Source organism: Flagellimonas sediminis, from assembly GCF_010500845.1.
GTDB classification, from domain to species: Bacteria; Bacteroidota; Bacteroidia; order Flavobacteriales; family Flavobacteriaceae; genus Flagellimonas; species Flagellimonas sediminis.
In genome coordinates, this window is record NZ_JAAAMI010000001.1 from 443,359 (window position 1) to 469,374 (window position 26,016).

The following is a 26,016-nucleotide window of genomic DNA, read 5'->3' on the forward strand; positions in this document are numbered from 1 at the left end:
ATAATGACAGAGGATACTATAATACAATGGTTAAAAAAATCCATTGAAATATTCTATAAAAAAGATTTATTTCTGGTAAAAAATGGTGTTGCAGAAAGAGCAATAACTCATCGAATAGGAATGTATTTACAACAAATCATAGGAGATTCGCTAGATGTCGATTGTGAATATAATAGAATGGGTTATTTCGACAATGAGAATTTATATTATACAGAGGGTGATTACTTTGCAAAACGAGTTTGTTTATCTGAGGGCCTAGTATCTGACGAAAGTGATTTAGGCTCACGCGTTTTTCCCGATATTATAATTCACAAAAGAGGTACAGCTGAAAATCTTTCGATAATTGAGATAAAAGTTAATGGAAGAAGTGGCGATATCATGCACGATTTTAAAAAATTGAAGAGATACAAAAAAGAGTTAAAATACAAATATGCAATCTTCATAGAGCTTTTCAGAAACATAGAAGACGTGCATCTTCAATTTGTCTAGGAGTAATGAAATTAGCAATTGCCCCCTTTTCTGCCCCCTTTCAAAAAACAAACCCTTCTAAATCAATGACTTAGAAGGGTTTTCTGTGGTCCCACCTGGGCTCGAACCAGGGACCCCCTGATTATGAGTCAGTCCAATTATGGTTCCTTGTAATTTTGAATGGCTTGAAATGCCCGTTTTACTGGGGGTTTTTGTATCTTCAATATCACATTGAACCATTTGGAATCAAAAAAAGCACGCTGAAAGCACGCTGAAAAAAACATACCATAATCATTCTTCTCCATGGCAACAATTAAGATTGCATTCGATAGACGCGCCTCTAACACGGTTAAAGGTAACAAATACCCATTGGTTTTGCGCATTGGCCATAACCGAAAAACACGCGACATACCCTTGAATTTGCACCTAAAAGAAAACCAATATGATTTTGCAACCGGTAATATCAAGGGTATAATGAACGCTGTACGCCATACAAAACGCATTCGAAAGATGTATTCCGATGTGGATTTATGGGTCGATGAACATGAGGGAGAAATCAAAAATTGGGAGATTGGCCGTCTAAAATCAGAAATTGAACAAAAGTTTTTTAAGAAATCCCCATCCCGAACCATACTGAACCATGGCGCTAAATACCTTTATCGCCTACGTATGGAAGGTCGGTTTTCCACAGCCAGTTCTTATGAAGATGCCCTAAAGTCTTTGATAAAATATCGGCGCCATCTAAGAGGTCTAGCGGACTCCAAGATCAAAACACTGTTCGAAATCATGGAAGATAAAATGGTTCCCTTGGATGAGTTCAAGGATTTGGATATGGAAATCAAGGCGATAGATTATGGTTTCACAAAGGATTTTAAGGCTTATTTGACGAATCGCTATGCTTCAAAAAATACACCTGCCATATATCTTCGCAGTCTACAGGCCATCATGAACGATGCCAGGAAAACCTATGAAGATTTAAAAGACCATACCCCCTTGTCGGGCATTAAAAAGAAAAGCCATGCAAATGCCCCTGCCCCTATTGACTTAGAGGACATCCATAAAATTCGGAAATTGCAATTAGTGCCACATACGCCTATTTGGGACAATCGCAATTACCTATTGTTCATGTTCAATAATATGGGAATGAATTTCTTCGATATGGCGATTTTAAAGCGTTTTCAATTTTCGGATAATCGCATCAAATATTTTCGCAAGAAGACAATTTACGAAGGGGATTATTTCAGCGTACTTCAAAACGATGAGTCTTTGGAAATCATCAACCACTATTTAAATGGGCAGGACGACAACGATTATCTTTTTCCGATTATACCAAATGGCACTTCCCCTGAACGCTTGTATAAGGTCAACAAGGGAAAGGTTAAAATTTTCAATAAGTATGCAGCTCAAATTGCGACACTCGCCGGAATCGAAAAAAAGATTACCACCTACACTCTTCGGGATACATGGACTAATATCGGTCTGGACATGGGCATCGACATCCGCAAAATCTCATCGGGACTCGGGCATTCCAGTGTTCAGGTAACTGAAAAACACTATGGCAAAAGTGTTTCAGAGAAAATATTGGACGAAATCAATGCCAAAATCACAAAAGTCCAAAGCCCTTGACCAAAATCATTTCGGGAAGAACAAAATCCTATCGAGAAAGACCCAGTCCATTGATTTTCTTAAGGTCCTCAAACTGGTCTTCGTTCTTGGCCCATGGTGGTAACATCCCCCACATCATCGGGGTGATGTGTTTTGGGCTTTCCTATGGTATGACCCAAAAATCCTGATGTTTGAACCCGTCCAAATGGTGGTATAGAAGTTCCTCCTCCAACTCCAGTCCTTTTTCGGGCCGGGAAACGTTGTAATGGGTCTCTATTTCGGTATTGGGCCTATCGATTCTTGTATGAAAACACATATGGGTTATTTGATGAATAAACATAACATTTTGTTGACGATCCTGCGAGCAACCAACTCAGTGAATAAGTATCATTATTAAGTAGAATAAAAAATTTGTGTAAGATTAATCTTATAATAATGTATTATTAACTCTTGATAATAAGTCAATTAATAAATTAACACTATGAAAACAAAATTCCATTTGACCATGACATTGATTGTCGCTTTCATTTTTTGCATTATATCTTGTTCGAATGAAAATGAGGGTATAAAGGATTTTCAGGTCCGCTCTGTAGATAATTGCACTGAAAGTTCCATTGAGGAACTAAAGTTGGCATTCTGCTTATTGGATTCAATGGGCGTCGCAAAAACCCAATTTAAGGAAGGTGAAAACATAGTTTTCAGCCTTGCCCTTACGAATACATCAAAGGATACGATTATCATTAAGCAAAATATTATAGACGAGCACTTTTTCCGGGTCACGGAAAAATCCCAACAACAAAATATGGGTACGCCCCAGACAGGGGCATGGTGTGAATTTAGCAACGCGCCCAGAGAAATTGTTATTGGTCCGAGCGAAACTTTCCAGCTCACATGTCCATGGATCTTGACAAAATCATTAAAGCCGGTCTATCCATTGTGTAAGGGGCAAAGCAATGAATATTTGCCAATTGGGGAATACGATGTAGAACACAACTTGAATTTTTCATTTACGGTTTCACAAAATGAAATATCCACAAATAATGATTTTAAACCCAAAATTACTTTCACCATAAACTAAAAACCATGAAAACACATTTACGCTTATGCATCGTATTATTGTCGTTTTGCTTTACAAATTTTTTGTTCAGCCAGGTAGAAACTAAAAACTTTCCGGACGGGAACGGCAAACAAATGGGCCTCGGTCTTAAAAGCGACTTTAAACCTAAAAAAAGTAATGTCCTCCCAAAATTCGACGCGCAACAGATGTTGGCTGAGGACAGGAAAAATGCCGGTAGAAATATACCCTTTAGGTTTGGCAAGCCCTTTGATCTTGATATTAAATTAAAGGATGGGGATTGGAGCGTAAATGATGGGTTCAGGGAATGGTCGATGGAATTTTATTCAGAGGGTGCCTTGTCCATAAATTTTGTGTTGGAAGGAATGAAATTGGCAGAAGGAGCAGAATTGTTTGCGTTCAATGAAGAGGGCACTGTTGTATATGGACCCGTAACTTCCCTTAACAACAAGGACAAGGGAGTATTTTTGACCGACATCATTCCTGGAGAGCGTGTTACATTGTTCCTAAAGGAACCGGACAATGATAATAAATCGGATTTTACCATTAAACGGGTGGTGCATGGTTATAGGGGGGTCGGCGAAATGCTGAACGGTACTCCGGGAGCATCGGAGAGCTGTAACAATAATATAGGATGTTTCGGGGCTTGGGACGCTTCTTCGGATGCCGTGGGCCTGGTCCTTTTGTCCAGTGGTTTTGAACATTGTAGTGGTTCGCTATTAATGTCAACAAATAATAGCTTTCGGCCATATTTTCTTAGTGCGTTCCATTGTATCGACACAAACAACAGTGGAGCCATAACCGCCGCAGAAAGAACGGCAGCCGAAGATTGGATGTTCAAGTTCCAGTTCAAATCGGTAAGCTGCACTTCGGGAACCGCTTCGGCCGGCTATACCTATAACGATGCCACATTTAGGGCGGCATGGTTTCCAACCGACTTCTCCTTGATGGAGCTTGATGAATCGCCGGTAGGAAATCAAGAGATAACATGGGCCGGCTGGGACAGAAGGGCCAACACCCCGACAAGCGGGGCGGGCATCCACCATCCTTCGGGCGACATGATGAAAATTTCGATAGAAAACAATGCCTTTCAGGTTTCAAGCTGGAACGGGGCGAACAATAGGTGGTTAGTCAACTTTGACGATGGTGTCGTGGAACATGGGTCTTCGGGTTCCCCAATTTTCAATCAGAACAGAAGGGTGGTCGGACAATTGCACGGAAATCAGAATTATAATCTATCCCAGTCCTATTGCAGTCAACCAAGGGCAGAATATGGAAGGTTCAATCTGTCCTGGGCTGGAGGGGGCACCAATGACACAAGGCTGAGTAACTGGCTGGATCCTTGCGGTACGGGGGCCAACACAACCAATACGACCAGAAGTGCCTATATAAACGGGCCTACGACTACATGCGCCAGCGGTTCAACATATTCAATAACAAATTTACCCGCTGGGGCCACCATCACTTGGAGCAGTAGTAGCAATATTACAAGAAATTCTTCCCAAGGTTCCAACCCATGTACCTTTTCGCTTTCGGGACTGGGCACTACGGGGTGGATCCAGGCCAGGATCACGAATGGATGCGGTGTGGATTTCACTATTAGAAAAAACCTTGTGTTGAGCACAGGAAGTGTGAACCTTACTATTGGCACGGTGGAATGGGAGGGAAGTGCCATCTATGTTTCTGGCAGCGTAACAGGGGGGTCCGCTCCTTTTAGATGGTACATAAACAATCAACTGATAAGCACCACAAGTTCGCGAAGTTTTAGCCATAGGTATCCATGCGAGGGAGGGAGCTCGTCGTTGGGTGTTGTCGCCAGTTGTGGTGGTTCCGATCAAGCCTATTATTATGAGGAATGCTCTGGGGGTGGCGGACACAAGTTGGTGGTATATCCAAACCCTTCAGATTCAGAAATAAACATCGCCCTTGATGAAAAAAGTAGTGGTTCAGGTATGAATGTTTTAGAATCAAACACCCTGACCAATATTCAGGATGTATCGTTGACATTGTTGGACTTTTCGGGAAACCCAGTTAAGGAAATGGCATTTGAAGGGCCGGTACAGGATATAAAAATGGACGTGTCCTCACTATCAAAGGGAATATATTTCTTAAAAATTGTTGGAAAGGAATTGGACGAGACCCATACCGTGGTCATCGAATAACCGTGTATGGCGGAAAAGCATGACGAGGGGGCTTATTGCCCCCTCTTTCTTTTGTAAGTATTTGACATCGTAGGTAAAGCACTCCACACCACCAAGGTTTCTCCTGAAATCCACCTGATCAGCCCTTTAAGCGGCCTTCTTTGTTCCTTATTGGGGCGGCTACAATTCGTGCGCCTTTAAATTGAAATCGTTTTATAGAAATTAAGGGTCTTTTTTGAGACCTCTTTGGTCTTTTCCAATGCCGAGATTATCTCCCTTTGCAAATATGTCGATTCGATAAGTCCGATTTCCGGGTCCGTACCCCGTTCGAGTACCCTTGCTATGATAAAATCCTTATCTTTTTCAGTATCCAAAAGGTTCGGGTCCACATCCCAAAAGGTAGTAGGGTTCAAATAGTCTTTATTGAGTCTTTGCTTTTCCAAGTTCCTTTGATTCTAATGGCAATTTACAGATTTTTCAAGTCTTTGGTAATCCTGTTATCCTGATTGAACGTCAATTTTCTTGATTTTCTTTTCTCTCCCTTTCCACAAAAGAGCACCCGCAGGGTGCTGGAACCCATATCATAGACCATTGAAAACAAGAAGGATACAACGCAACATCGTATTGGATTATGAATATATCAAAAATGGTCTAAATAGGGTGTCTCCTTCATAAATGATAAAGTTCAAATGAACTGAACAACCGTTAAGATTAAAAAGCTTAGGGATTATCCATAAAATTCGTCCTTACGACCCTACCCATTTTTTGGCAAAGGTTTAAATGTAGTTTCTTAAAGGTTGTCTCGTCTATTTCAATAATCTCAGACCATTCATCGTAACCGGATAGGTTTTTGACTTTACCGTCCACTACTTTGAAGACCATGAAATCTAAGTTTTCGGAGTCTATCAATGTTTCTATCGAATCTTGGAAAAGAACTTTGGCCTCCATATTGGAACAAAACACATATTTTATAAAATCATCTGATGGCTGAAATGGCATTACTTTTTTATAAGTCTTTATAAGGCTATAAACTAACAACAAATATAATGAAAATATCACGCTATATATGACGTAATATGTGTCCGCCGTTTTCTGCAACTTTCCGCCCATGCAGAAAGCCAATTATATAGAGGAGAGGAAAGCCATTGCTGACCGTATCAAAGAGCTTAGAATCAAAAGCGGATATACCAGTTATGAAGCTTTTGCGGTTGAGAATGGTCTTCCCCGTAAAAACTATTGGCGTATGGAGACAGGTGAGAACTTTACCATCAATACCCTGATCAGGATTCTCAAAATTCATGATGTTAGCCTTGAAGATTTTTTCAAGGGTATCAAATAAGGATTCTTCTTCAAAAATTTTCAATTTTAAGCTCTCTAAGGAGGATAAATGCCGATTGGCGGTCCTTAGAGCAAATATCAGTTCGGCTTCCTTAAAACATCCATTACTTTGACATCCAGGAAATCAATGACAGGAATCGGAATCTTCCCGATGTTGTAAACATTGTATTCCTGGGCGTTTATAAGCACCTCTTCAAAAAGGATTCAGGATGAACTAACCGATTGCGCACAAATTTTTGATTTTCCGCGCATCCTTATCCAATCAATTGTGGACGATTGAAGTTCAAACAAGCAAGATACTGTTCATCGAAAAAAGGGTGCTGGGAAAAAATTTACAATAAGATAATACAAAATAGTCCGTTAATGAATATATGGCCATTAACAAAACAGACACAGAGACAGTAAGGCAAGTGCGCTCAAAATTAATGTCCGAGCGTATGTACAATGAATCAGCAATCAATAAGTTAAGGGAAAACTTAATAAAGAAAAGGGAAAGGACAAAAGTGCTCCAATTCATGAAAAGGAAACAGCTCTCCCATACAATAAACGCCCTTACCTATTTATTGGATAGGCTGAATACAGAAAGTAAAACAGAAAAGCAACCCGCCCCCGACAGCTGACCCGGATAAATGAATTCATTCAATTAAAAACTTTCCGGTTACGGGACGGCAGGCTGCTGTATCAATAAATCAGGGGAATGGACATATCATCGAAAGACAATGATTTTTTTTAAAAATGATGCTCTAAACTAAAGGGTAATCAGGAGCACCACAAGCATAATTATTACTATTCGATGAACGGTAAAGAATTGGTTTAGTTATCTTAGATTTGATTCATCTTGTATACACATGCCTCCTTTTAGAGTTAATCGGTCCATGGATTTAGTTTCTAGCCCTAATGAAACCTTGGCATAACCGTAAATCATATAGTCCCGTATAATCTTATTTTACGAAACCATAAAATGTCACGGAAAATGTTACTAAAATCAAGGCATATTTTATTGGTTTGGATGGTACTCTAAGACGGTCGTTTTATGGAACCGTTTTCATAAACCAAGAAAAGTTATTTAATGAAATCCGATATATTTTGAAAAATCAATGGTGCGAAATTATGGAATAGACCCATAAATGTGACCTTTGATGATTTTATGTTTCCAAAACATATATAACCACATTTATTAAATCATGGTATTATTTTTTGTTCTTAGCTTTAGCACTTTGTTTATACTGTTGGCTTTCCTGTTTCAAAGTTGGATGAATGGGAACAAATATAAATCCGAGTACCTTAAGATCAAAAAGGGCGTGAATTTTGGAAAAGAATTTACCAACGATGGGGCAGTGTAGTGGGCTGTAATGATCATGGGCTCCAATCAGTATATAACCTTTTCATCTATCCTTTGATAAATCTATTGATGTCCTTCCATACTATGCGGGCCTTAATAGTTGATCGTCCAATTTTCCGCATTATCGTTCTATAGCTCCAAGGCTCTTTTCAGTTCAAGTATAGCCTTCTCCCCTATTTCCTTCAATTGCCTCTTTTCCATGGAAACCCAAAGGGTCCTGTTCTTCCAATCGATGGAATTGATCTTTACCTTCTCGTATTTGGGAAACCCTGTATGGCTTTCGTTCCAATCCTCACAAACGAGATGGAACCCAAACTCTGCATCAAGGTCTTCGATCTTCCAGATCCTTGTGTTGGTGAAGAACACCGACAATTTTTCATAAGTACTTTGAACTCGCATGATATTTATTTATCTTGGAAGGCCTTGCGGGTTGTCTATTTGACAAAAAAATTTGTTGCCAGAGTTTGATATTACGGATAAACGGCCGATTGCGCTTTTCAGGCGTCCCCCCTATCGGCCTTTATTTTTCATTTTCCCTGTACCCGATATCTTCTTTTTTTAACCCCGTTATGGTTTCGTAAAGGTTTCTTCCTGTGAGCGTTCTTGGGAACTTTTGCATTGTGGTATCGTCAAAGAGTTTACCCAGTTTCCCTCTGGTCGCCACGTTTCCGTTTTTCTCCAGATAGTCCACCATTGCCTCGGCATATAACCTGAGGCCCTGGGCAAAACTTTCTTCTTCCCATGATTTTTCACGTTCTTTTGTCGTTTCTGCTCTCATTTTGATGTAGTCTTTTTGCCCTCTCAAATTCTTCCCATGATTTCTTTCCGGCACCGTCCAGTGCCAAGAACGCCTCCTTGGTGAGCTCAAAGGGGGAAACATCGCCCTCCATGCCGTTGAACTCCCTGTTGCAAAGTCCCCTGAGAATGTTGTAGAGCCTGGTGCTGATCCCTCCCGGCACACCTTCCAACCATCCCTCTAGTTCCCTTCTACCGCCAAATATATGCCTTTTGAAAACAGGGTCTGAAAGGATCGTTATGACCTTTTCCTCAAAAAAGGGATTGTCGCTCAATGGGTCTTTGCTCCTGAAAAATGCGGAGGTCAAAAACTTGGTGGGTGACTCCACAGCGGTGACCCGCATATCGACAAGCTCATAGACTTCCCCATCGACGTTCCAAAGCTGTCCCGTCTTTATCTCTGGATATGTCCTGATTCTTTTTCCCAATTTATCGATTGTGTCCTTTCACTTTCTTTTCTCCGCTCCCAACCTTTTTGCCCTCTTTTTTTTGGAACCCTCTGGCCCACTATCAAGTTCCTTTTTGATCGGGCCGCCCACCTCTCTGGTCTCGCTCTCAAGGGAATCCCAAATGTCCTGGACCAGTTGCATCCGCTTGGTCACTGGCATTTTTTTGATGTCTTGAATATCCATAAACCTATCTATATTGTCCATATTGTCCTGTTTTCCTTCCAACCACAACGGTAGCATTGGCCAAATCTTCGGCATATTAAATTTTAAGCCTGTCATGGTCCATTTATATCAATAAGACATTGTCATGTATTGCATAGTTTTTTCAGCCTTCCATCAGGGGCAATAATGAACGATTCCTTTTTGGGGTTGTTCTGCTTGGCCTTGGTTGTTACCCTCACATCCTAGCTGACAAATGCACTAATGGGGCAATCCTCAAATAGGCATACAACCATTTGTGTAAATTACCCATTTTTGCTGATTTCGGATACAAACACCCGTTGAACAACAATTAAAGTTAAGCAATTGACACCTTCAATGCTTGTATTCTTTCTTTTTTAAATAGCATCTATCCAGATTTATAATGAAACTCCCTTGCCCTTATGTTTTGACCAATCGGTCAGTTCGTCCCTGAATCCGTTAAAGAACTCCTCTTGTTCTTTGTCCCTGTTGCCCAACAATGAACTGATTGCGTAGAGATCTTTCCTGAGCAAACGGTTCTGTTGGATGCTGGTTTTTCTTTCCATGGCCCTATGTAAGGTTTCCCGAAGTCCCTTGTCCATGTGGTGTTGCATAATATCATGTTGTAAGTTCGGGTATACCTTTTCCGATGTCAACATAAAGGCGACCCTCTCATACAATTCCAATTCCATCATATGACCTGCCCATAGGTTTTTTAGATCGTACCTTCCTTTCTTTAACAAACCGTTGATAACGGCTTGCTGTCCTTTTAATGTTTCTGACAAGTTAGGGATGGAACTTAAATAAAGGTCTGTCCTTTTGGGCAATATATAACTTGTTGCTTTGTCCGTATAAATGGACTTGACCTCGAAGCCGTTTTCCCCCTTTACAAAATAGAAACCCTTGGCGTTGAAAAGGGAAAAATAGTCCTTGGCGCATTTCTCGAATGGGGCGTGCATCCGTTCGGCATGTTTCAGATAGGATGCCAGAGCAGCATGTTCATATCGTTGTCTGTGAACGGGATGCATCCGTTCGAAAAGCTTCGGAAAGACCATGGGCAAGAAAAAGGCTGATGGCGTCAACTTGGAACCATTGTCGGGATCCTGTACCGTCAACATTTCCAACAGCAAATGGTTCTGGTGGACAAAACCCGTGGACACATATTTCTCCATGTCCTTGGGAGATGGTAGGTTCCCCAAAACAACGGGAACCGAATGTTTATTGGAATTCGAAAAGTACAATCGGTCATCACGGTATTCCACTCCCAATGCTTGGAACAAATACTGAACCCTTCCCCCTTTGGCATCCACATCGAAAATGCCCTTTTCCAATATATTGCCAATGAGTCTGAACTTGCCTTCGAGGGTTTCCTTTTCCTTTCTCGTTTCCAGCACGGCTAATCTGTTCCTGACAATTGGAAACGTATTTTGAATCGCTTTCTTGAACAGTACTTTTTGATTGTTTGGAATGCATCGCTCCAAGAATCGGTACTTTTCGGATGCTGTTAGTTCTGGAAGAACATCCCGTAAGTTTTTTGTCGCTATGTACTCCGAAAGTAGCCCTTTTTGTTTTTTGGATTTTAAATAAGATGCATAAAAAGCCTCCTTTATCCGTTTTTGGATTTCCAGTTTGAACTGTTTGCTTTCGATATCGATTTCCGTATGTGCATCGCCCTTGCCGAAAATGTCCAAATGGTTCCGCATTCTTAGGCTTTGACCCAGCTCTCTTTCGGTAAATACATATCCTGATTTGTCATAAATAGTGTATCCTTTGAAGACATCTCCTTTCTTGTCCAACTTTATGTCGATGCCCTGATATTCCTTGAGCACATCGGCCAGTTCGTTCGGGCGGATGGTCTTGAAAAGGGCATAGGTGGTCCCTATCTGTTTCAGCAGGCGTTTCCGGTGCATGGGCAACAACTTTGAACGGGAATGGGCATCGAATACTTTTTGGAGCTTTGGGCCGCTCAGGTTTCGGTGTACCGTGGAACCGTTGATTAACCTTGTCCGGCATCCATTTTGGTTGTCCAGTCCGTACAAGACCCCTATCCTACCTGATCCGCTTTTGGTCTGCTTTATCTCGATATAATAGGGCTTCACCAGTCTTTCCAGTTCTTCAAAACTCCGCACCTTGTGTTTTTGGAGGATACCGTTGAGCACATCCTGTAAGTAGAACTTTGTTCCCTGTGCATGGTCCATGCCAAACTGTAATTCGGGCAGTCTATAAAGGGGAAGTTCCCTTTCCTGTTTTGCCCTAGGGGAAGGGGATAGGCCATACTTTTTTTCAAGATGGCGCTGGGTGGCCATGTTCCTTCGATGGCTATTGAAGATCCCGATGACCTTTCCCACTTCGTCCACATTGGTTGTCACGATATGGACATGCTCGTGCTTGGTGTCGTTATGCCTGACCACTACATAGGGTTGTTCCCCATAGCCCATTTGTTCCATATATTCCTCCGATAACTCATGGAAGGCTTTGTCATCAAGATGTTCGCCATGGGGAAGGTTCAAGGTGATGTGGGCATAGCGGTTTTTGGTGGCATTGCGCTGCCCTTGAAAATGGAGTACATTCCCGAAGAATCTTTGTGATATATCCTGAGAGCACATATTCCCATAACCAAGGATGCTCATTCCTTTTTTGCCAAACACATAGTTCAATATTCCTTGGCAGTTTTCCCGATATAATATCCTCCCTATCATCCTATCTAATTTTCTTCCATGATCTCAATGAGTGAACGCAGTAGTTCGTTGGTCTTTCCGATCTCGATTTCCAAGGTACTGTTCGGGCTTCTCAAATTTTTATGGTGGGCCAGTTTGACCAATTGGTTGATGTTGTTCCCTATCCTGTTCAAATGGTAGGAAAGGTTCGAGATGTTCGGGAGCCTCTCCTTTTCCTCCATTTGGCCGTTCAGGACCAACCTTCTCAACAGGGGGCTTATGGTTCCCCGTTGCGAGATGTCCAGATGGTAGGATTCGCAGATGGATCTCAATTTTTCATATTCCCTATCGTTGAAACGCAACATTATGTTATGGTTCCGCTTCCTTTTTCCCAATCGTTTCCGGCCTTTTTTCCTTTGTTCCATTTTAGCTGTTTTTTTAGCGAAAACACTTCGGCAGAAGTAGACAATTCTGAGTTACTTAGAATACAACTTGCAATCCGTTCCACGGATAAATATAAGCGATTGATTTTGAATATAAGCAATTAAAAATCAATGTTTTATGTCAATAAATCATATTGGTTTATATAGAGCCAAATGGGTACAGGAAGCATTTTTAAATGGTCCAATATGGGAATTGTACAGTCACAAAAAAGATAGGAAAAACGTGTCTGTTTTTTGTGGGCAGGGAGAGAAAAGGGCAAGCGGCCTTTCGCCGCTTGTGCTTTTGGGCGGCACCGAGGATGTCGGGAAGGAACGCGAAAAATAGCCGACCTAATGCGCCCCTGCCAAGCATGGTCGCACGGGAGGTTTTCGAGCAGGGTCGACCGACTTCCGCAGGGGACTTGGGTAGTTTCCTTTAGCAGAACTAGTATACTTCACTGAACAAGTTGAACCCCCCAACAAAGCAATGAATACAACTTGCCGCTGCATATACAAACAAATTCGCTCGCTATGCCCAAGTTTTTGCCGATCTGGATGGAACGGATAATGAGAACCACTAAAAATGGCAAATTTGGATCACCAAATATTTCATTGTATTAGGTTGTAGCTCAATATTTTGTTGGTTGCTTCGCTGTGCTCATTTTTCCGGCGAGGTGGTATACCATGCCTGTTTTTTGCACCCAACTCAACGCAATGGGTTTTTCTGTGAAATGGAAAGATTGGCACATGTATTGCGTTATATAATAATGTCTTAACTTTGTATTGAAGTGGAAAAAAGAAGCGTACATATCGATCTGAGCATCAAAGGGGACAAATCCATAGAAGGGATATTTGAAAAAGGACTCTTTTGGGACGTGGACCCCAACCGCATCTTTTTGAAAAAGAACGCCGGATTTATCATCGACAGGATCTTGAGATGGTCCAATATTCCCGGTACACTGGACAAATTGGAGGAAATCTACCCCATAGGGAAGATCAAAAGACATGCAAGGGCCCACAGGGATATCCGTTCAAACGAGGTGTTCGATATCCTATCTTCCAGGTATAATATTCCCAAGAAGGATTTTTTATATTATAGATCGTTTTGATGGGAGGGAAACGACAGGGTGTTCCCGAACCGCTTTATGGTCTTATAAAAGAACTGATGGAGCTGCCTTTTTTGGAAGGCTTCCATTTGGGCGGGGGGACCAATCTGGCCATCAAGTACGATCATAGGGTCTCCGTTGATATTGATTTGTTCAGCGGCGATATAGCTGGTATCGATAGAATCTGTGAAATCCATTTGGAACTTTCCAAATTGTACCCTGAATCGAAATTGGTCATCAACAACAGGGAGAGCGATCAATTTTCTTGGATTACCGGGATACTCCAAAAGGAAGAGTATCAAGTAAAATTGGATGTTATCCAGAACCTAAAATTGCTCCAAAGAGTACAAATTGTCGACGGCATCCGCTTGATAGATGATTTGGACATAGCCCCGCTCAAGTTGGAGTCCATGGCCAATCGGGGTACACGAAAGGATTTGTACGACCTAATCCTATTGAGCGAGCATTATGACCTTTATGAAATCTTTCATCAATATTTGAGGAGAAAGACAGCCTTTCGAGGGTTTGAGAACAGGAACATATTCGACAAGGAAGGGTTTGAAGGGGCGAATGATTTGGTCAATGACCTTGGCCGTTTGATAAATTTCAACAATGCCAAGGACTTGTCCATGGGAGGGAACCAGATCATCCTGACCAAGAACTCTCTCAAAATCTATACAACCTTTGTCAATGTGGCCAGGTTATGGGAAACCAAGGTCAGAGAGCTTGCGGAACAAGTAGGGTTAAAAGTCACTCCACAGAAGATCACCCCTGCCAGAAGAAAGGATAGGGGGATGGGGTTATGATGAGTTCCAATGATTTTATTGTGTTCTAAGACGAGACACATTTATACATATGTTTATTTGATGATATAAATAAATGTCATGGGGGAAAGGAACTGAATGAACATTAAATTGTATCATCATAGTGTCAAAATCAAAAGATATGTTGAAAAATGTGCTTGTTCCATGTCAACGGATGGAAACTTGAATGGCCAATTGATTTGAACCTCTCCTGTCTAAAGAGACAAACCCTCATCCTTATTTTTGCCTTTTCCCTTGCTATCCTCCTTCAATTCATTTTTTGATGAATTTACAGATTTATCAAGGTCTTTACTTTTGGAAAGGGCCACTTCCTTGAAATATTGAAACATTCCTGCATGCACCGGATTGTCCGGTGGTGCCTGGGAAATATCCTGACCTTGGAGCATGGGTCTTTCCAATTTCAGTTCCTTGGCCATTTCGTAGCCAAGGTTGAATTCCCTGATATACTTTTTGTCAACTTTGTTTTCCATATTCGTATTTAAAAGGTTTCATGGGCGTGACGTTCAAGATAGTCGTTCAGGGAATCACGGTCATAGAGTATTATTTTCTTCTGGGGCTGGGTATATCTGATCTTTCCTTCGTCCCTTAGTTTCTGTAAAGTGGTCGTGGATTTTATTCTGAGGATATGCATGGCCTCCTCTCCGTCGATCCATTTGTCCGGCTTGTCCCTTCTTTTGGCCTCCACATGCTCGATCACTTTTTCAAACAGGGCATAAAAAGCTTCTTCTTGTAGGCAGACGACTTGCATATTGATGGATTGGTTGAACGACAATATCGGAAAAATTGGTCAGATTTCCACACTTTCCTGATATTCATCCCAATTACACATGTAGAAACCGATAGTGTAGGGTTTCAATTATCGGTTGCGACCAAAAAACAGTTCCCGAAACAAAATAAGTAAGGAAAATGAGGTTAATTTGATGTAAAAAAGCACGCTGAAAGCACGCTGATGAAACAAAAAAGCAGTTACGAATTCTTGTAACTGCTTGATTTATTGGTGGTCCCACCTGGGCTCGAACCAGGGACCCCCTGATTATGAGTCAGGTGCTCTAACCAACTGAGCTATAGGACCCGCATTTTGCGGATGCAATATTAGTGTTTATTTTTCTACACCGCAAGGTTTTAACCGACCTAGCCTTCTTTTATTTCTTGGCAAAGTTCCACCAAAACCCCATTGGTGCCCTTCGGGTGCAAAAAGGCAACCAGCTTGTTGTCCGCTCCCTTTTTGGGGGTTTCGTTCAAAATTTGGAAGCCTTCCTGTTTTAATCTGGCGATTTCCGAAACAATATCATCCACAGCAAAGGCCACATGATGGATCCCCTCACCCTTCTTTTCCAAAAATTTGGCAATGGGACTATCGGGATTGGTGGCTTCCAACAACTCAATTTTATTGGGCCCCGACATAAAAAAGGATGTTCTAACCCCTTCCGTGGCCACTTCTTCCATTTTATATTGAGGTACCCCCAACAATTTAGCAAACAATGGGTTGGATGCCTCCAAATCTTTTACCGCAATGCCGATATGTTCTATTTTTTCCATTTTAACCCTTGGTTTGGTTCACAAAATAGCTGCTTTTCTCCAAAATTACGGACTGTAATCCATTCCTTTTGTGAGGTTAGTCAGGAATTCCTTTATTTTTGCACCATGGAGGAAACACAAAGACAGAAGAAAATTGCAGGGGTCATTCAAAAAGATTTGGCCGACATCCTACAGCGGGCCACTACCGATAGCGGCCTGAAGGGAACCTTGATCTCTGTTTCCAAGGTTTCCGTGACCGTAGACCTATCCTTGGCCAAGGTTTATGTGAGCATTTTTCCGAACAAGGATGGCAAAGCCCTGCTGGAAGGCATCAAGGCCGGTCAGGTGGGCATCCGTCATGAATTGGCCCAACGTACCAAACACCAGTTGAGAAGGGTTCCAGAACTTAATTTTTATCTGGATGATTCCTTGGAATACATCGACAATATCGAGAAATCGCTCAAGGGCGAAGAAAATCCAATCGAAAACAGGGACTTGCTCGATAAACGTAAGAAAGCCTAATCTTGAACTTTCCGCTTTACATCGCTAAACGCTACCTGAGATCCAAGAGCAGCCAAAATGCGGTGAACATCATCAATTTTATTACGTTTTTGGTCATTGTCATCGGTTCGGCGGCCTTGTTCATTGTGCTTTCGGCCTTTGCGGGACTCAAAACATTTAGCCTTTCTTTTTCCAACACCTTCGACCCCGATCTGAAAGCCTTGCCCACCACGGGTAAAGTGTTTTCGCTTTCCGAAGCGGAACAAAATCAACTGAAAGATATTCCAGGATTGGCCAATTATGCCAAAGAACTGGAAGAACGGGCCTATCTCTCCTATAAGGATAAAAGTACCATTGCCTATATTAAAGGTGTGGACGAAAATTACCGCTCCGTGACCGGGGTGGATAGCACCTTGTATTGGGGCGATTGGGGCAATTCAGAATTTGAGGGCGTTATCGGTATCGGTATCTACAACTTATTGGGTGTTCCCACCAACAATCGTCAGCCTTTGGAAGTATTGGTCCCCAAACCGGGCAAGGGCTCCCTTTCACAACAGGGGTTCAATTCCAAGCCTTATGATGACCTTCCTATTACGGTGAGCGGTGTGTATGCCATTGAAGAAAATCTGGATAAAAAGTATGTGTTCACTCAGCTTCCCCTAGTACAAAATTTGTTGCGTAAGGATAGCACCGAAGTTTCTGGCATCAATTTTAAATTGGAGGAAAAAGCCGATGTGGAGGCTGTTAGGGAAGCTATTAAAACGGTGTTGGGCGACAAAGTTTTTGTGCTATCCCGAAGGGAACAGAACAATTCGCTTTACCGCATGTTGAACACCGAAAATTTGGCCACTTACCTCATTTTTACCCTGGTTTTGATCATTGCCTTGTTCAATGTGGTGGGGGCCATCATCATGATGATCTTGGACAAACAACAAAACTCCAAAACGCTGTTCAGTTTGGGCACCACCATTAAAGAATTGCGGCGGATCTATTTTATCCAAGGTTTGCTGGTCACTTCTTTTGGTGGACTTATCGGAGTGTTGATCGGTTCGTTGCTCATCATTTCCCAATTGCTGTTCGGATGGCTGAAAATTACGCCGTCCCTAGCCTATCCTGTTGAATATAGTGTGATGAACCTATTCATCGTGATGGGTACCATTGTGGTCTTGGGCTTTATCTCCGCAAAGATTGCCAGCAGTAGGATTTCCAAAAAATTGATATCGATTTAGGCGAACTGAAAGTCCCCAAATTTTTCGAGCACCTCATCAAAAGCGGCAAAAACGTTCACCGCATCATCACTGGTCACCATTTTAGCTCGGTATTCCTTAAAGTGCGGAATGCCCTTGAAGTAATTGGTATAATGTCTTCGGGTCTCAAATACACCCAATTTTTCACCTTTCCAATCGATGGCCATTTGAAGGTGTCTCCGGGCAGCATCTACACGTTCCGGCATGCTTGGGGGATCCAAATGCTTGCCGGTTTCAAAAAAGTGTTTCACCTCTTTGAAGAACCACGGATACCCGATACTGGCCCTACCGATCATGGCACCGTCCAAACCAAATTCATCCCTCATTTTCAAGGCTGCTTCCGGCGTGTCCACATCCCCATTTCCGAAAACGGGAATCTGCATGCGCTGGTTGTTCTTCACTTCGGCAATCGGTCTCCAGTCGGCCTCTCCCTTGTACATTTGCACTCTGGTACGTCCATGGATGGAAATAGCCTTAATGCCTACATCCTGCAACCGTTCCGCCACCTCAACAATTTTTATGGAATTGGCATCCCAACCCAAACGGGTCTTGACGGTTACCGGTAATTTGGTGCGTTTTACAATTTCTTCGGTTAGTTTTACCATGAGCGGAATATCCCTAAGAATTCCGGCACCGGCATTTTTACAAACTACCTTTTTTACTGGACACCCAAAATTGATATCGATGATATCAGGATTGGATTGCTCCACAATATCCACTGCTTGTAACATGGAATCGAGCTCCGCCCCGAATATTTGGATGCCCACTGGGCGTTCCTTTTCATAAATGTCCAACTTGAGGACACTTTTGGCCGCATCACGGATCAATCCTTCGGAAGAAATGAACTCTGTGTACACCACGTCAGCACCTTGTTCCTTGCACAATGCACGGAAAGGAGGGTCGCTCACATCTTCCATGGGAGCAAGAAGAAGTGGAAAATCCGGGAGTTCTATGTTACCTATTTTGGGCAAATGCTTCTTTTTTTGGACTGCAAAAATACAAAATAACCCAAAATCAGCATATTACTGTTGCGATTGTAGTCGGTCGCGTTCCTTTTTGTCTATTCCGCGTTGGTTGTCCTCCAATCGGAAGTTTCCAAAATTGTAGGTAAATCCGAAGCGGATGAACTGGGTTTCGGGCCTTCTTCGGTAAAAATTATCTTGGTTCAAATATTGGGAACGATAAGTGGGCACGTATTTTTCCAGAATATCCTCGGCCGCCAAAGAAAGGATGATTTTATTTTTGAAGAGCGTTTTACGCAATCCCAAGGTCAAGTTGAACTGCTCATCGGAAACATAGGACCCGAACAGGAACTTTGAAATATAGGTGGCGGCGACTTCTCCGGTAAACGTGCCGTCTTTGGACAAGGTTAAATAGTTGCCCAAATAGGCATATACCCCGTTTACTTCGTTGGTAAATTCCACATTGCCGCTTTGGGCGGCCAAAAAGGTCTCTTCTTCATGAAAAAGGGATGTGTAGGCATACACAAACCATGATGACATGAGGGATTTGCTCAAGGTAAAATCCAACCCGTACGATTTGCTGTCCAACACATTTTGCTTCAGTTCTACCAAAGTCTGATTATCATTATCTTGAAAGACCAAGTAGGCAATATTGCTTCCATTGTCGCGGTAATAGACATCGAAGAAATACTCGCTGTTGAGGGTATAGTTAAAGTTGAAATTGTTGCTGAAACTTGGGGTCAACCTTGGATTCCCCTGCTCATAGTCGTTTTCATTGAAGAAAAACCGAAAAGGGTTCAGGTCATTGTATTTGGGACGGTTCACATTTCGTCCATAATCAAAGGAAAAACTGTGCTTGTCCGAAGGGGAGTATAGTAAGTAGACGGAGGGGAACGGTTCAAAAAAGTCTTGGGTATTGACTTGGTTCAACGTCAAGGACGTGCCTTCGGCCTCTGTCAGTTCTCCACGTACGCCCAACTTCATCGACCATTTTTCCCAATTCTTCACAAAGCTCAAGTAGGCAGCATACACATTTTCATCATACGTGTATCTGTCCGATAAGGATGCATCCACCGTATTGCTCGAACCTGTAAAATTGAAGAAATCCACATTGCTTTTGGAGTTAATGGAAGATATCTTGGCCCCGGTCTCGAAGGAGGCATTTCCTATTGGTGTGGAATAATCCAACTGCCCAGTGAAAATCTGGATGTCCTGCTCCGAATCGGAATCAAATCCGAATTCCCGTAAAAAAACGCCGTTGGTATCAAAATAATCCGAGCCCAAGTTTTGGAGCGACTTCCCATTGAAGTAGGTGTAATGTCCGTTCGCACTCAATCGGGCGCCGGGCTTTTTCAATTTGTGCACATAGCTCAAATCAAAAGCCAAATTGGTATTGTCCAAATTGGCCATGTTCTGGGTGGTAAAAGTAGAATCCAACTGTCCCGACCCGTTAAGCATTTCATTATTAAGATTTGTATGCTGGTCTTGGTCCAGATTGAACAGGAGATTGGAAGTAAAATTCAAACTGTTTCGTTCATCAAAATCATAGTCCAAAATAAAACTACCATTTTGGGATTGGGACTTGTTTATTTGATTGTAATTCGTATCCCATTCCGAAAAAACGGTGTTGGTATCATCCATAAAATGGATGCCCTTGGTTGTTTTTCGCAATTCTTTTTGTGGGTTGATGGTATAGTTGGCGAACAGATGCAATTTGTCCGTTTTGTAATAATGGCTGGTCCCCATGCTGAATTTGGGGAACACGGCCTGCGTATAAGTGCCGTTGACGCTTCCTTTGTAACCCGGAATGATATTTTTACTGGTGACGATATTCAAAATAGGACCGCCTTCGGCATCATAACTTGCCGGTGGGTTGGCAATCACTTCCACGGATTTGATGTTGGCGCCTGATAGTCCTTGTAATAAATCCCGAACCTCTTGTCCTGAAAGTTGCACCTTTCTGTCGTTCAGGTATACCGTTGCATTTTGCCCACGAATCATGAGTTCCTCTTGGTTGACGATCACCCCTGGCGTACTTTTGAGGATATCCCATGACGTTCCCTGTGAAACCACGGTGTTTTCAACCGAGAAGACCAGTCTGTCTGGCAATTTTTGCAGTTTCGGACGCTGTGCGGTGACCACCACCTCATCGAGTTCGTTGGTTTCTAAGGGAATGATCAAAGCGCCTAGGGAAACATCGGTCTTGATATCCAAAGCCCGTGGTTCAGAACCTCTCCCCACATAACTTGCTTGGAGCAAATACAGGTTGGGTTCCACATCCAGCAGGGTAAAAAACCCATTATCGTCTGCTGAAGTACCCTTAACAAATGTGGTATCCGCTGCTTTTAAAAGTAGAATGTTCGCGAAGGGAATAATTTGGTCCTGCTCATCAACAACCTTACCTGAAATCTTAAAGGTTTGTCCGCTCAATGCGTTTGCCGTCAAAATCACCAATAAAACAATGTAGGTGGTTTGCTTCATGAAAGGTTGGGGTTGAACCTCAAATCTAAGAAATTATTTTTGAGCGATATAACCCCTTGGTTTTCTTATTTTCAAAAAACCCATTGTGGGCAGTTAAAACAACTATATTTGCAGTTGCTTAGACCCTTTTTAAGGATAGGTTTTGTTATATGAAAAACATCAGAAATTTTTGCATCATTGCACATATTGACCACGGTAAGAGTACCTTGGCCGACCGTTTGTTGGATTTTACGGGCTCCGTTACCGAACGTGAAAAGCAGGACCAATTGTTGGATAACATGGACCTGGAACGCGAACGTGGCATCACCATTAAAAGCCATGCCATACAGATGGAATACGTGTACGAAGGTGAAACCTATATCCTTAACCTGATCGATACTCCCGGACACGTGGATTTTTCCTATGAAGTATCACGGTCCATCGCCGCCTGTGAGGGTGCCCTTTTGGTGGTAGATGCAGCACAAAGTATTCAGGCCCAAACCATATCCAACCTATACCTGGCCTTGGAAAATGATTTGGAAATCATTCCCGTGCTGAACAAAGTGGACCTTCCCAGTGCCAACCCAGAAGAGGTTACGGACGACATTGTGGACCTATTGGGCTGTAAAGCTTCGGAGGTAATTCCTGCCAGTGCCAAAACGGGTATCGGTATCGAAGAAATCCTAAAGGCCATCATTGAGCGGATTCCAGCTCCCAAAGGTTCCGTTGACGAACCGTTACAGGCCTTGGTTTTTGACTCTGTATACAATCCATTTAGAGGTGTAGAGACTTATTTTAGGGTAATAAACGGGGAAATCCGAAAAGGACAAAAAATCAAATTCGTGGCCACAGGTAGGGCCTATGAAGCCGATGAGATCGGAACCTTAAAGCTTACCCAGGTACCCAAAAACAAGATATCCGCTGGCGATGTGGGCTATCTGATCACCGGTATAAAGGATGCCCGTGAAGTGAAAGTGGGTGATACCATTACGGACGCGGCCAACCCTACCAAAAATGCCATTGAAGGCTTCGAGGACGTAAAACCTATGGTATTTGCAGGTATTTATCCTGTTGATAATGAGGATTTTGAAGAGCTACGCTCCTCCATGGAAAAATTACAACTCAATGATGCCTCTTTAGTGTTCACGCCAGAAAGCAGTGCCGCCTTGGGATTTGGCTTCCGTTGTGGTTTCTTGGGTATGCTACACATGGAAATCATCCAGGAACGTTTGGAGCGCGAGTTCGATATGACGGTGATCACGACTGTGCCCAACGTAAGCTATCACGCCTTTTCCACAAAGGACAAGGAAACGCCAATCATCGTGAACAACCCTTCGGATCTTCCGGATCCTTCTTCCTTGGACCGGGTAGAAGAACCATACATTAAAGCAACGATTATTACCAAATCCGATTTTGTGGGGAACGTAATGTCACTTTGTATTGATAAACGGGGGCAAATTACCAATCAGACCTATTTGACCACCGAGCGTGTGGAGTTGAACTTCGACATGCCATTGGCGGAGATCGTATTTGATTTTTACGACCGTTTGAAAACCGTTTCCAAAGGGTATGCTTCGTTCGATTACTCTCCGATAGGTATGAGGGTTTCCAAATTAGTAAGGGTAGATATTCTTTTGAACGCCCAACCTGTTGACGCCCTTTCCGCTTTGGTCCATTTTGACAATGCCCACAACATTGGGAAAAAAATGTGCGAGAAGTTGAAGGAGCTTATCCCGAGACAGCAATTCGATATTCCGATCCAAGCTGCCATTGGGGCCAAGATTATTTCCCGTGAAACCATCAAAGCCCTAAGAAAAGACGTTACCGCCAAATGTTATGGTGGGGATATTTCCCGTAAACGTAAACTTTTGGAGAAGCAGAAAAAGGGTAAAAAACGTATGCGCCAGGTAGGAAACGTGGAAATTCCGCAACAGGCATTTATGGCAGTTCTGAAGCTGAACGATTAATCTTGGTCATCCTCATCGGGGTCGATCATTTTTCCTAGATACACCAATTTGAAACCATCTCCTTTCGGCACAAAATCTTTGCTGTTTGCGGGGATGATATCAATACTACCACCAGGAGCCTTTGTAAATAAGGGCACAATATCGCTGTCCTTTAGGGTTAGGTCAATAAGGCTGTCGTAGTGCTTTTTATCCTTCAGATCAATTTCGTGGATGGTGGGATGTTTCCTTACCGTATCCATCAATTGAATAAAATCATCCGTGTGCGAGAAAAGTCCCTCTTTCGGATTGTTGTCCGGGTCGTTCACCTCTTCCGTGTTCACCAAACGGAACGCGCCGTTCTCCCCAAATTGTTTTTGAAACTTTCGGATCGCAAATTTGTTGATGTCCGAGTTGCCTGTCAGGGCCATCAGATAACCCATATCGTTCAATTCAATATTGTCCGTGAGCGTATCCGAGAATATGTTTGCGGTAATGGCCTCTAGACCTAATCTTTTGGCCTTGTCCACATTGGCCTGGTTGTTATCTATCAACACTACGTGCCTGTTGTTCTTCTTAAGGTAATTGGCAATCAGCCGCGATAGTTTGGAAGCACCAATGATCAAAATACCCTCGGATTTGGTCAAGAACACCCCTACCAGTTTTGCAAATAATCTGGCCGTGGTCGCATTCAACAAAACCGTTCCCAAGACGATCATGAACACCAATGGCGTAATATATTCGGCTCCTGCCTCTCCCCTCAACATCAGTTTCGACCCAAATAAAGAGGCAATACCAGCGGCAACGATCCCACGAGGGCCCACCCATCCTATAAAAAGCTTTTCATTAAATTTTAAATTGGAACCTTGTGCGCTCAAAAAAACACCCAATGGCCTGATTAGGAAAACTATTATCGCAAAAAGCGCCACCGAGTTCCAGTTGAAGATCAACTCCATGTCCCCAATGTTGATATTGGCCGCCAATAGAATAAACAGGATGGAAATCAACAATACGCTCAACGATTCCTTGAAATAAAGCAGTTCCTTTAAGTTGGGCAAGTTCATGTTGCCCAACACCATTCCCATGACCACTACGGCCAATAATCCGGATTCGTGCGCAAAAACATCCGACTCCACAAAAACCAGAAGTACGGCAGAAAGGGAAACCACATTCAACAAATAATGCGGAATAAAATCTTTTTTAATGGCAAAGGCCAAGGCGTGGGCGAAGGTGAAACCAAAAGTGGTTCCAAACAGAATGATTTTACCAAACTCGATCAGGGCCGTTTGCGTATAGGCCTGTCCTTCCCCTACGCTGATAAACTCGAACACCAATACCGCCACCAAGGCCCCAATGGGATCGATAAGGATACCCTCCCATTTCAACACCGCAGAAACATCCTTTTTTAGGGGAATGTTCCTTAAAATCGGTGTGATTACGGTGGGTCCCGTTACAATGATCAACGCGGAAAACAGAAACGAAATCTGCCACGAAAGTCCAAAAATATAATGGGCCGCAACACCGGCCCCAAAGAAGGTGACCACCGTACCAATGGTGATCAATTTGGAAATTACAGGCCCTACGTTCGATATTTCGGCCCGCTTAAGGGTAAGTCCACCTTCAAAAAGGATTACGCTAATGGCCAATGACACAAAGTAATAAAGCCCTTCCCCTGGAAAAAGGCCTTGGGTTCCGTTCCAAATAGGCTCTATAAGCTTTGATCCATCTTCCGTAAACAAAGTGGCAATGGGCCCTACCAACAGACCGATAAGTATTAGGGGCAAAATGGCGGGGATTTTAAACCGCCAGGCCACCCATTGAGCAATAATGCCAAGAATAACGATTCCTGCAAGTTCGAGCATTGTCTTTGTTTTGTGGAAATTTACTGCTTTTCTTTTAGATTTTGCTTTTGACGCAATACGCGCCACCCCTTTTTTGTGATAAACAGGGCCCAAAATTCAAGTTGTGCAGGCATAATTCCCGCGAAGACCATATCGGGACAGGTTACTTGTCCCGTTTTTGTTAAAATACGGCCAATTAAATCTCATTTTTAAGGCATTTGGATGTCGCTTTTCTTATTTTGCATGCCATTTTGTTTTCTAAATGACAATTTATCCCATAGAAACCGGTAATTTCAAATTGGACGGTGGTGCCATGTTCGGTGTGGTACCTAAATCCATTTGGAACAAGACCAATCCCGCAGATGCCAACAACATGATTGATATTGCTGCCCGCTGTCTTTTGATCGAAGATGGTGATCGACTGATTTTGATCGATAATGGTATGGGAAACAAACAATCCGACAAATTCTTTGGATATTATTATTTGTGGGGAGACCACACCATGGATGGTTCCTTGCAAAAGGCAGGGTTTCATCGGAATGACATTACGGATGTTTTCTTGACGCACCTGCACTTTGACCATTGTGGCGGAAGTATTCAGTGGAACAAAGACCGGACAGGGTATGAGCCCGCTTTTAAAAATGCCCGCTTTTGGACGAATGAGGAGCACTGGGAGTGGGCCACCAAGCCCAATGCCCGGGAAAAGGCTTCCTTTTTAAAGGAAAACCTATTGCCTATGCAAGAAAGCGGTCAACTACATTTTATAAACAGAAAGGGAGCTCACTACTTGGAAAAATCCGAATTGGGATTTGGAATCCATTTTATGGATGGCCATACCGAAAAGCAAATGCTTCCCAAAATCAACTATAAAGGCAAATCCTTGGTCTTTGTGGCCGATTTGATCCCAACGGTGGGCCATCTTCCTGTACCTTATGTGATGGGATACGACACAAGACCCTTACTTACCCTGACCGAAAAAGAGAAATTTTTAAGCAGTGCCGTGGAAAACAATTGGCTTTTGTTCTTTGAACACGATGCCCACAACGAAATCTGTTCCCTGCAAAAAACCGATAAGGGTGCCCGGTTGGATACCGTTTTCACCTTCAATGAATTATTCTGAACACTATAAATTTACGATTTAC

General features: G+C 42.7%; 26 protein-coding genes and 1 tRNA gene. 11 read left to right on the forward strand and 16 right to left on the reverse strand.

All coding sequences use genetic code 11. The features are described from left to right. Window positions 1-3: 3 nt before the first annotated feature. Window positions 4-489, forward strand: a complete 486-nt coding sequence (locus GTK07_RS01905; protein ID WP_163632480.1) for a hypothetical protein — start codon at window positions 4-6, stop codon at window positions 487-489. A gap of 282 nt (window positions 490-771) precedes the next feature. Then, the gene (locus tag GTK07_RS01910) at window positions 772-2,094 is read left to right on the forward strand and encodes a tyrosine-type recombinase/integrase (RefSeq protein ID WP_163632482.1); all 1,323 of its coding nucleotides are present in this window, start codon (window positions 772-774) and stop codon (window positions 2,092-2,094) included. 142 nt (window positions 2,095-2,236) lie between these two features. On the opposite strand, the gene GTK07_RS01915 is transcribed toward GTK07_RS01910, so the two are convergent. Continuing rightward, window positions 2,237-2,389, reverse strand: coding sequence for a hypothetical protein (locus tag GTK07_RS01915; RefSeq protein WP_163632484.1), 153 nt, complete (start codon window positions 2,387-2,389; stop codon window positions 2,237-2,239). Window positions 2,390-2,554: 165 nt separating this feature from the next. Between GTK07_RS01915 and GTK07_RS01920 the strand changes: the two genes are divergently transcribed. Continuing rightward, window positions 2,555-3,151: a hypothetical protein gene (locus tag GTK07_RS01920; protein ID WP_163632486.1), complete on the forward strand. Its 597-nt coding sequence runs from the start codon at window positions 2,555-2,557 to the stop codon at window positions 3,149-3,151. A gap of 5 nt (window positions 3,152-3,156) precedes the next feature. Continuing rightward, window positions 3,157-5,310, forward strand: coding sequence for a T9SS type A sorting domain-containing protein (locus GTK07_RS01925; protein ID WP_163632488.1), 2,154 nt, complete (start codon window positions 3,157-3,159; stop codon window positions 5,308-5,310). Between the two features lie 176 nt (window positions 5,311-5,486). Here GTK07_RS01925 and GTK07_RS01930 read toward each other — a convergent pair whose 3' ends face one another. Further along, window positions 5,487-5,732, reverse strand: a complete 246-nt coding sequence (locus GTK07_RS01930; RefSeq protein WP_163632490.1) for a DUF6922 domain-containing protein — start codon at window positions 5,730-5,732, stop codon at window positions 5,487-5,489. 277 nt (window positions 5,733-6,009) lie between these two features. Next, window positions 6,010-6,171, reverse strand: coding sequence for a hypothetical protein (locus tag GTK07_RS01935; protein WP_163632492.1), 162 nt, complete (start codon window positions 6,169-6,171; stop codon window positions 6,010-6,012). A 226-nt stretch (window positions 6,172-6,397) separates the two neighbouring features. Between GTK07_RS01935 and GTK07_RS01940 the strand changes: the two genes are divergently transcribed. Next, window positions 6,398-6,628: a helix-turn-helix domain-containing protein gene (locus tag GTK07_RS01940; protein ID WP_163632494.1), complete on the forward strand. Its 231-nt coding sequence runs from the start codon at window positions 6,398-6,400 to the stop codon at window positions 6,626-6,628. Window positions 6,629-8,098: 1,470 nt separating this feature from the next. Here GTK07_RS01940 and GTK07_RS01945 read toward each other — a convergent pair. The 6 genes from GTK07_RS01945 to GTK07_RS01970 form a co-directional block, all read right to left on the reverse strand. Next, entirely contained in the window at window positions 8,099-8,368 is a 270-nt protein-coding gene (locus GTK07_RS01945; protein ID WP_163632497.1) for a hypothetical protein, read from the reverse strand. A 121-nt stretch (window positions 8,369-8,489) separates the two neighbouring features. After that, window positions 8,490-8,747 carry a hypothetical protein gene (locus GTK07_RS01950; RefSeq protein WP_163632499.1) on the reverse strand — a complete coding sequence of 86 codons (258 nt, stop codon included), beginning with the start codon at window positions 8,745-8,747 and terminating at the stop codon, window positions 8,490-8,492. Further along, the gene (locus GTK07_RS01955; protein WP_163632501.1) at window positions 8,719-9,192 is read right to left on the reverse strand and encodes a hypothetical protein; all 474 of its coding nucleotides are present in this window, start codon (window positions 9,190-9,192) and stop codon (window positions 8,719-8,721) included. Before GTK07_RS01955 ends, GTK07_RS01950 begins: the two co-directional genes overlap by 29 nt. An 18-nt stretch (window positions 9,193-9,210) precedes the next feature. Next, on the reverse strand, window positions 9,211-9,471 hold the full coding sequence (locus tag GTK07_RS01960) for a hypothetical protein (RefSeq protein ID WP_163632503.1): 261 nt from the start codon (window positions 9,469-9,471) through the stop codon (window positions 9,211-9,213). A 320-nt stretch (window positions 9,472-9,791) separates the two neighbouring features. After that, a complete protein-coding gene (locus GTK07_RS01965; RefSeq protein WP_163632505.1) occupies window positions 9,792-12,092 on the reverse strand; it encodes a relaxase/mobilization nuclease domain-containing protein in 2,301 nt (766 codons plus the stop codon). A 5-nt stretch (window positions 12,093-12,097) separates the two neighbouring features. Next, window positions 12,098-12,475 (reverse strand): plasmid mobilization protein, encoded by a 378-nt coding sequence (locus GTK07_RS01970; protein WP_163632507.1) that lies wholly within the window; start codon window positions 12,473-12,475, stop codon window positions 12,098-12,100. A gap of 785 nt (window positions 12,476-13,260) precedes the next feature. Between GTK07_RS01970 and GTK07_RS01975 the strand changes: the two genes are divergently transcribed. Further along, a complete protein-coding gene (locus tag GTK07_RS01975) occupies window positions 13,261-13,581 on the forward strand; it encodes a DUF6922 domain-containing protein (protein WP_163632509.1) in 321 nt (106 codons plus the stop codon). Next, window positions 13,581-14,384: a nucleotidyl transferase AbiEii/AbiGii toxin family protein gene (locus GTK07_RS01980; protein ID WP_163632511.1), complete on the forward strand. Its 804-nt coding sequence runs from the start codon at window positions 13,581-13,583 to the stop codon at window positions 14,382-14,384. The genes GTK07_RS01975 and GTK07_RS01980 overlap by 1 nt, the downstream gene beginning before the upstream one ends. Window positions 14,385-14,596: 212 nt before the next feature. On the opposite strand, the gene GTK07_RS01985 is transcribed toward GTK07_RS01980, so the two are convergent. The 4 genes from GTK07_RS01985 to mce form a co-directional block, all read right to left on the reverse strand. Beyond that, on the reverse strand, window positions 14,597-14,872 hold the full coding sequence (locus GTK07_RS01985) for a hypothetical protein (RefSeq protein ID WP_163632513.1): 276 nt from the start codon (window positions 14,870-14,872) through the stop codon (window positions 14,597-14,599). An 8-nt stretch (window positions 14,873-14,880) separates the two neighbouring features. After that, a complete protein-coding gene (locus GTK07_RS01990) occupies window positions 14,881-15,150 on the reverse strand; it encodes a helix-turn-helix domain-containing protein (RefSeq protein WP_163632515.1) in 270 nt (89 codons plus the stop codon). Between the two features lie 247 nt (window positions 15,151-15,397). Then, window positions 15,398-15,474: transfer RNA gene (locus GTK07_RS01995), tRNA-Ile, on the reverse strand. Window positions 15,475-15,533: 59 nt separating this feature from the next. Beyond that, the gene (mce, locus tag GTK07_RS02000) at window positions 15,534-15,941 is read right to left on the reverse strand and encodes a methylmalonyl-CoA epimerase (RefSeq protein ID WP_163632517.1); all 408 of its coding nucleotides are present in this window, start codon (window positions 15,939-15,941) and stop codon (window positions 15,534-15,536) included. Between the two features lie 105 nt (window positions 15,942-16,046). Here mce and rbfA point away from each other — a divergent pair, with 105 nt between their 5' ends. Next, window positions 16,047-16,442, forward strand: coding sequence for a 30S ribosome-binding factor RbfA (gene rbfA, locus GTK07_RS02005; RefSeq protein WP_163632519.1), 396 nt, complete (start codon window positions 16,047-16,049; stop codon window positions 16,440-16,442). 2 nt (window positions 16,443-16,444) lie between these two features. Beyond that, window positions 16,445-17,650 carry an ABC transporter permease gene (locus GTK07_RS02010; protein WP_163632521.1) on the forward strand — a complete coding sequence of 402 codons (1,206 nt, stop codon included), beginning with the start codon at window positions 16,445-16,447 and terminating at the stop codon, window positions 17,648-17,650. On the opposite strand, the gene dusB is transcribed toward GTK07_RS02010, so the two are convergent. Both dusB and GTK07_RS02020 read right to left on the reverse strand, forming a co-directional pair. Further along, complete coding sequence (gene dusB, locus GTK07_RS02015; protein WP_163632523.1) at window positions 17,647-18,639, reverse strand: tRNA dihydrouridine synthase DusB; 993 nt, start codon at window positions 18,637-18,639, stop codon at window positions 17,647-17,649. The genes GTK07_RS02010 and dusB overlap by 4 nt on opposite strands. A 51-nt stretch (window positions 18,640-18,690) precedes the next feature. Further along, on the reverse strand, window positions 18,691-21,111 hold the full coding sequence (locus GTK07_RS02020) for an outer membrane beta-barrel family protein (protein ID WP_163632526.1): 2,421 nt from the start codon (window positions 21,109-21,111) through the stop codon (window positions 18,691-18,693). Between the two features lie 149 nt (window positions 21,112-21,260). Between GTK07_RS02020 and lepA the strand changes: the two genes are divergently transcribed. Continuing rightward, window positions 21,261-23,057: a translation elongation factor 4 gene (gene lepA / locus GTK07_RS02025; RefSeq protein WP_163632528.1), complete on the forward strand. Its 1,797-nt coding sequence runs from the start codon at window positions 21,261-21,263 to the stop codon at window positions 23,055-23,057. Here the strand turns inward: lepA and GTK07_RS02030 are convergent. Next, window positions 23,054-24,895 carry a cation:proton antiporter gene (locus tag GTK07_RS02030; protein WP_163632530.1) on the reverse strand — a complete coding sequence of 614 codons (1,842 nt, stop codon included), beginning with the start codon at window positions 24,893-24,895 and terminating at the stop codon, window positions 23,054-23,056. The genes lepA and GTK07_RS02030 overlap by 4 nt on opposite strands. 241 nt (window positions 24,896-25,136) lie before the next feature. Here GTK07_RS02030 and GTK07_RS02035 point away from each other — a divergent pair, with 241 nt between their 5' ends. After that, window positions 25,137-25,994 carry an MBL fold metallo-hydrolase gene (locus tag GTK07_RS02035; protein ID WP_163632532.1) on the forward strand — a complete coding sequence of 286 codons (858 nt, stop codon included), beginning with the start codon at window positions 25,137-25,139 and terminating at the stop codon, window positions 25,992-25,994. The last annotated feature ends 22 nt before the right edge of the window (window positions 25,995-26,016 follow it).

What these genes read in the sequence shown, in the direction of transcription:
- GTK07_RS01905 (WP_163632480.1), top strand. Translation starts at nt 4, where the DNA reads ATGACAGAGGATACTATAATACAATGGTTAAAAAAATCCATTGAAATA.
- GTK07_RS01910 (WP_163632482.1), top strand. Translation starts at nt 772, where the DNA reads ATGGCAACAATTAAGATTGCATTCGATAGACGCGCCTCTAACACGGTT.
- GTK07_RS01915 (WP_163632484.1), bottom strand. Translation starts at nt 2,389, where the DNA reads ATGTGTTTTCATACAAGAATCGATAGGCCCAATACCGAAATAGAGACC.
- GTK07_RS01920 (WP_163632486.1), top strand. Translation starts at nt 2,555, where the DNA reads ATGAAAACAAAATTCCATTTGACCATGACATTGATTGTCGCTTTCATT.
- GTK07_RS01925 (WP_163632488.1), top strand. Translation starts at nt 3,157, where the DNA reads ATGAAAACACATTTACGCTTATGCATCGTATTATTGTCGTTTTGCTTT.
- GTK07_RS01935 (WP_163632492.1), bottom strand. Translation starts at nt 6,171, where the DNA reads ATGGTCTTCAAAGTAGTGGACGGTAAAGTCAAAAACCTATCCGGTTAC.
- GTK07_RS01940 (WP_163632494.1), top strand. Translation starts at nt 6,398, where the DNA reads ATGCAGAAAGCCAATTATATAGAGGAGAGGAAAGCCATTGCTGACCGT.
- GTK07_RS01945 (WP_163632497.1), bottom strand. Translation starts at nt 8,368, where the DNA reads ATGCGAGTTCAAAGTACTTATGAAAAATTGTCGGTGTTCTTCACCAAC.
- GTK07_RS01950 (WP_163632499.1), bottom strand. Translation starts at nt 8,747, where the DNA reads ATGAGAGCAGAAACGACAAAAGAACGTGAAAAATCATGGGAAGAAGAA.
- GTK07_RS01960 (WP_163632503.1), bottom strand. Translation starts at nt 9,471, where the DNA reads ATGCCGAAGATTTGGCCAATGCTACCGTTGTGGTTGGAAGGAAAACAG.
- GTK07_RS01965 (WP_163632505.1), bottom strand. Translation starts at nt 12,092, where the DNA reads ATGATAGGGAGGATATTATATCGGGAAAACTGCCAAGGAATATTGAAC.
- GTK07_RS01970 (WP_163632507.1), bottom strand. Translation starts at nt 12,475, where the DNA reads ATGGAACAAAGGAAAAAAGGCCGGAAACGATTGGGAAAAAGGAAGCGG.
- GTK07_RS01980 (WP_163632511.1), top strand. Translation starts at nt 13,581, where the DNA reads ATGGGAGGGAAACGACAGGGTGTTCCCGAACCGCTTTATGGTCTTATA.
- GTK07_RS01985 (WP_163632513.1), bottom strand. Translation starts at nt 14,872, where the DNA reads ATGGAAAACAAAGTTGACAAAAAGTATATCAGGGAATTCAACCTTGGC.
- GTK07_RS01990 (WP_163632515.1), bottom strand. Translation starts at nt 15,150, where the DNA reads ATGCAAGTCGTCTGCCTACAAGAAGAAGCTTTTTATGCCCTGTTTGAA.
- mce (WP_163632517.1), bottom strand. Translation starts at nt 15,941, where the DNA reads ATGGAAAAAATAGAACATATCGGCATTGCGGTAAAAGATTTGGAGGCA.
- rbfA (WP_163632519.1), top strand. Translation starts at nt 16,047, where the DNA reads ATGGAGGAAACACAAAGACAGAAGAAAATTGCAGGGGTCATTCAAAAA.
- GTK07_RS02020 (WP_163632526.1), bottom strand. Translation starts at nt 21,111, where the DNA reads ATGAAGCAAACCACCTACATTGTTTTATTGGTGATTTTGACGGCAAAC.
- lepA (WP_163632528.1), top strand. Translation starts at nt 21,261, where the DNA reads ATGAAAAACATCAGAAATTTTTGCATCATTGCACATATTGACCACGGT.
- GTK07_RS02030 (WP_163632530.1), bottom strand. Translation starts at nt 24,895, where the DNA reads ATGCTCGAACTTGCAGGAATCGTTATTCTTGGCATTATTGCTCAATGG.
- GTK07_RS02035 (WP_163632532.1), top strand. Translation starts at nt 25,137, where the DNA reads ATGACAATTTATCCCATAGAAACCGGTAATTTCAAATTGGACGGTGGT.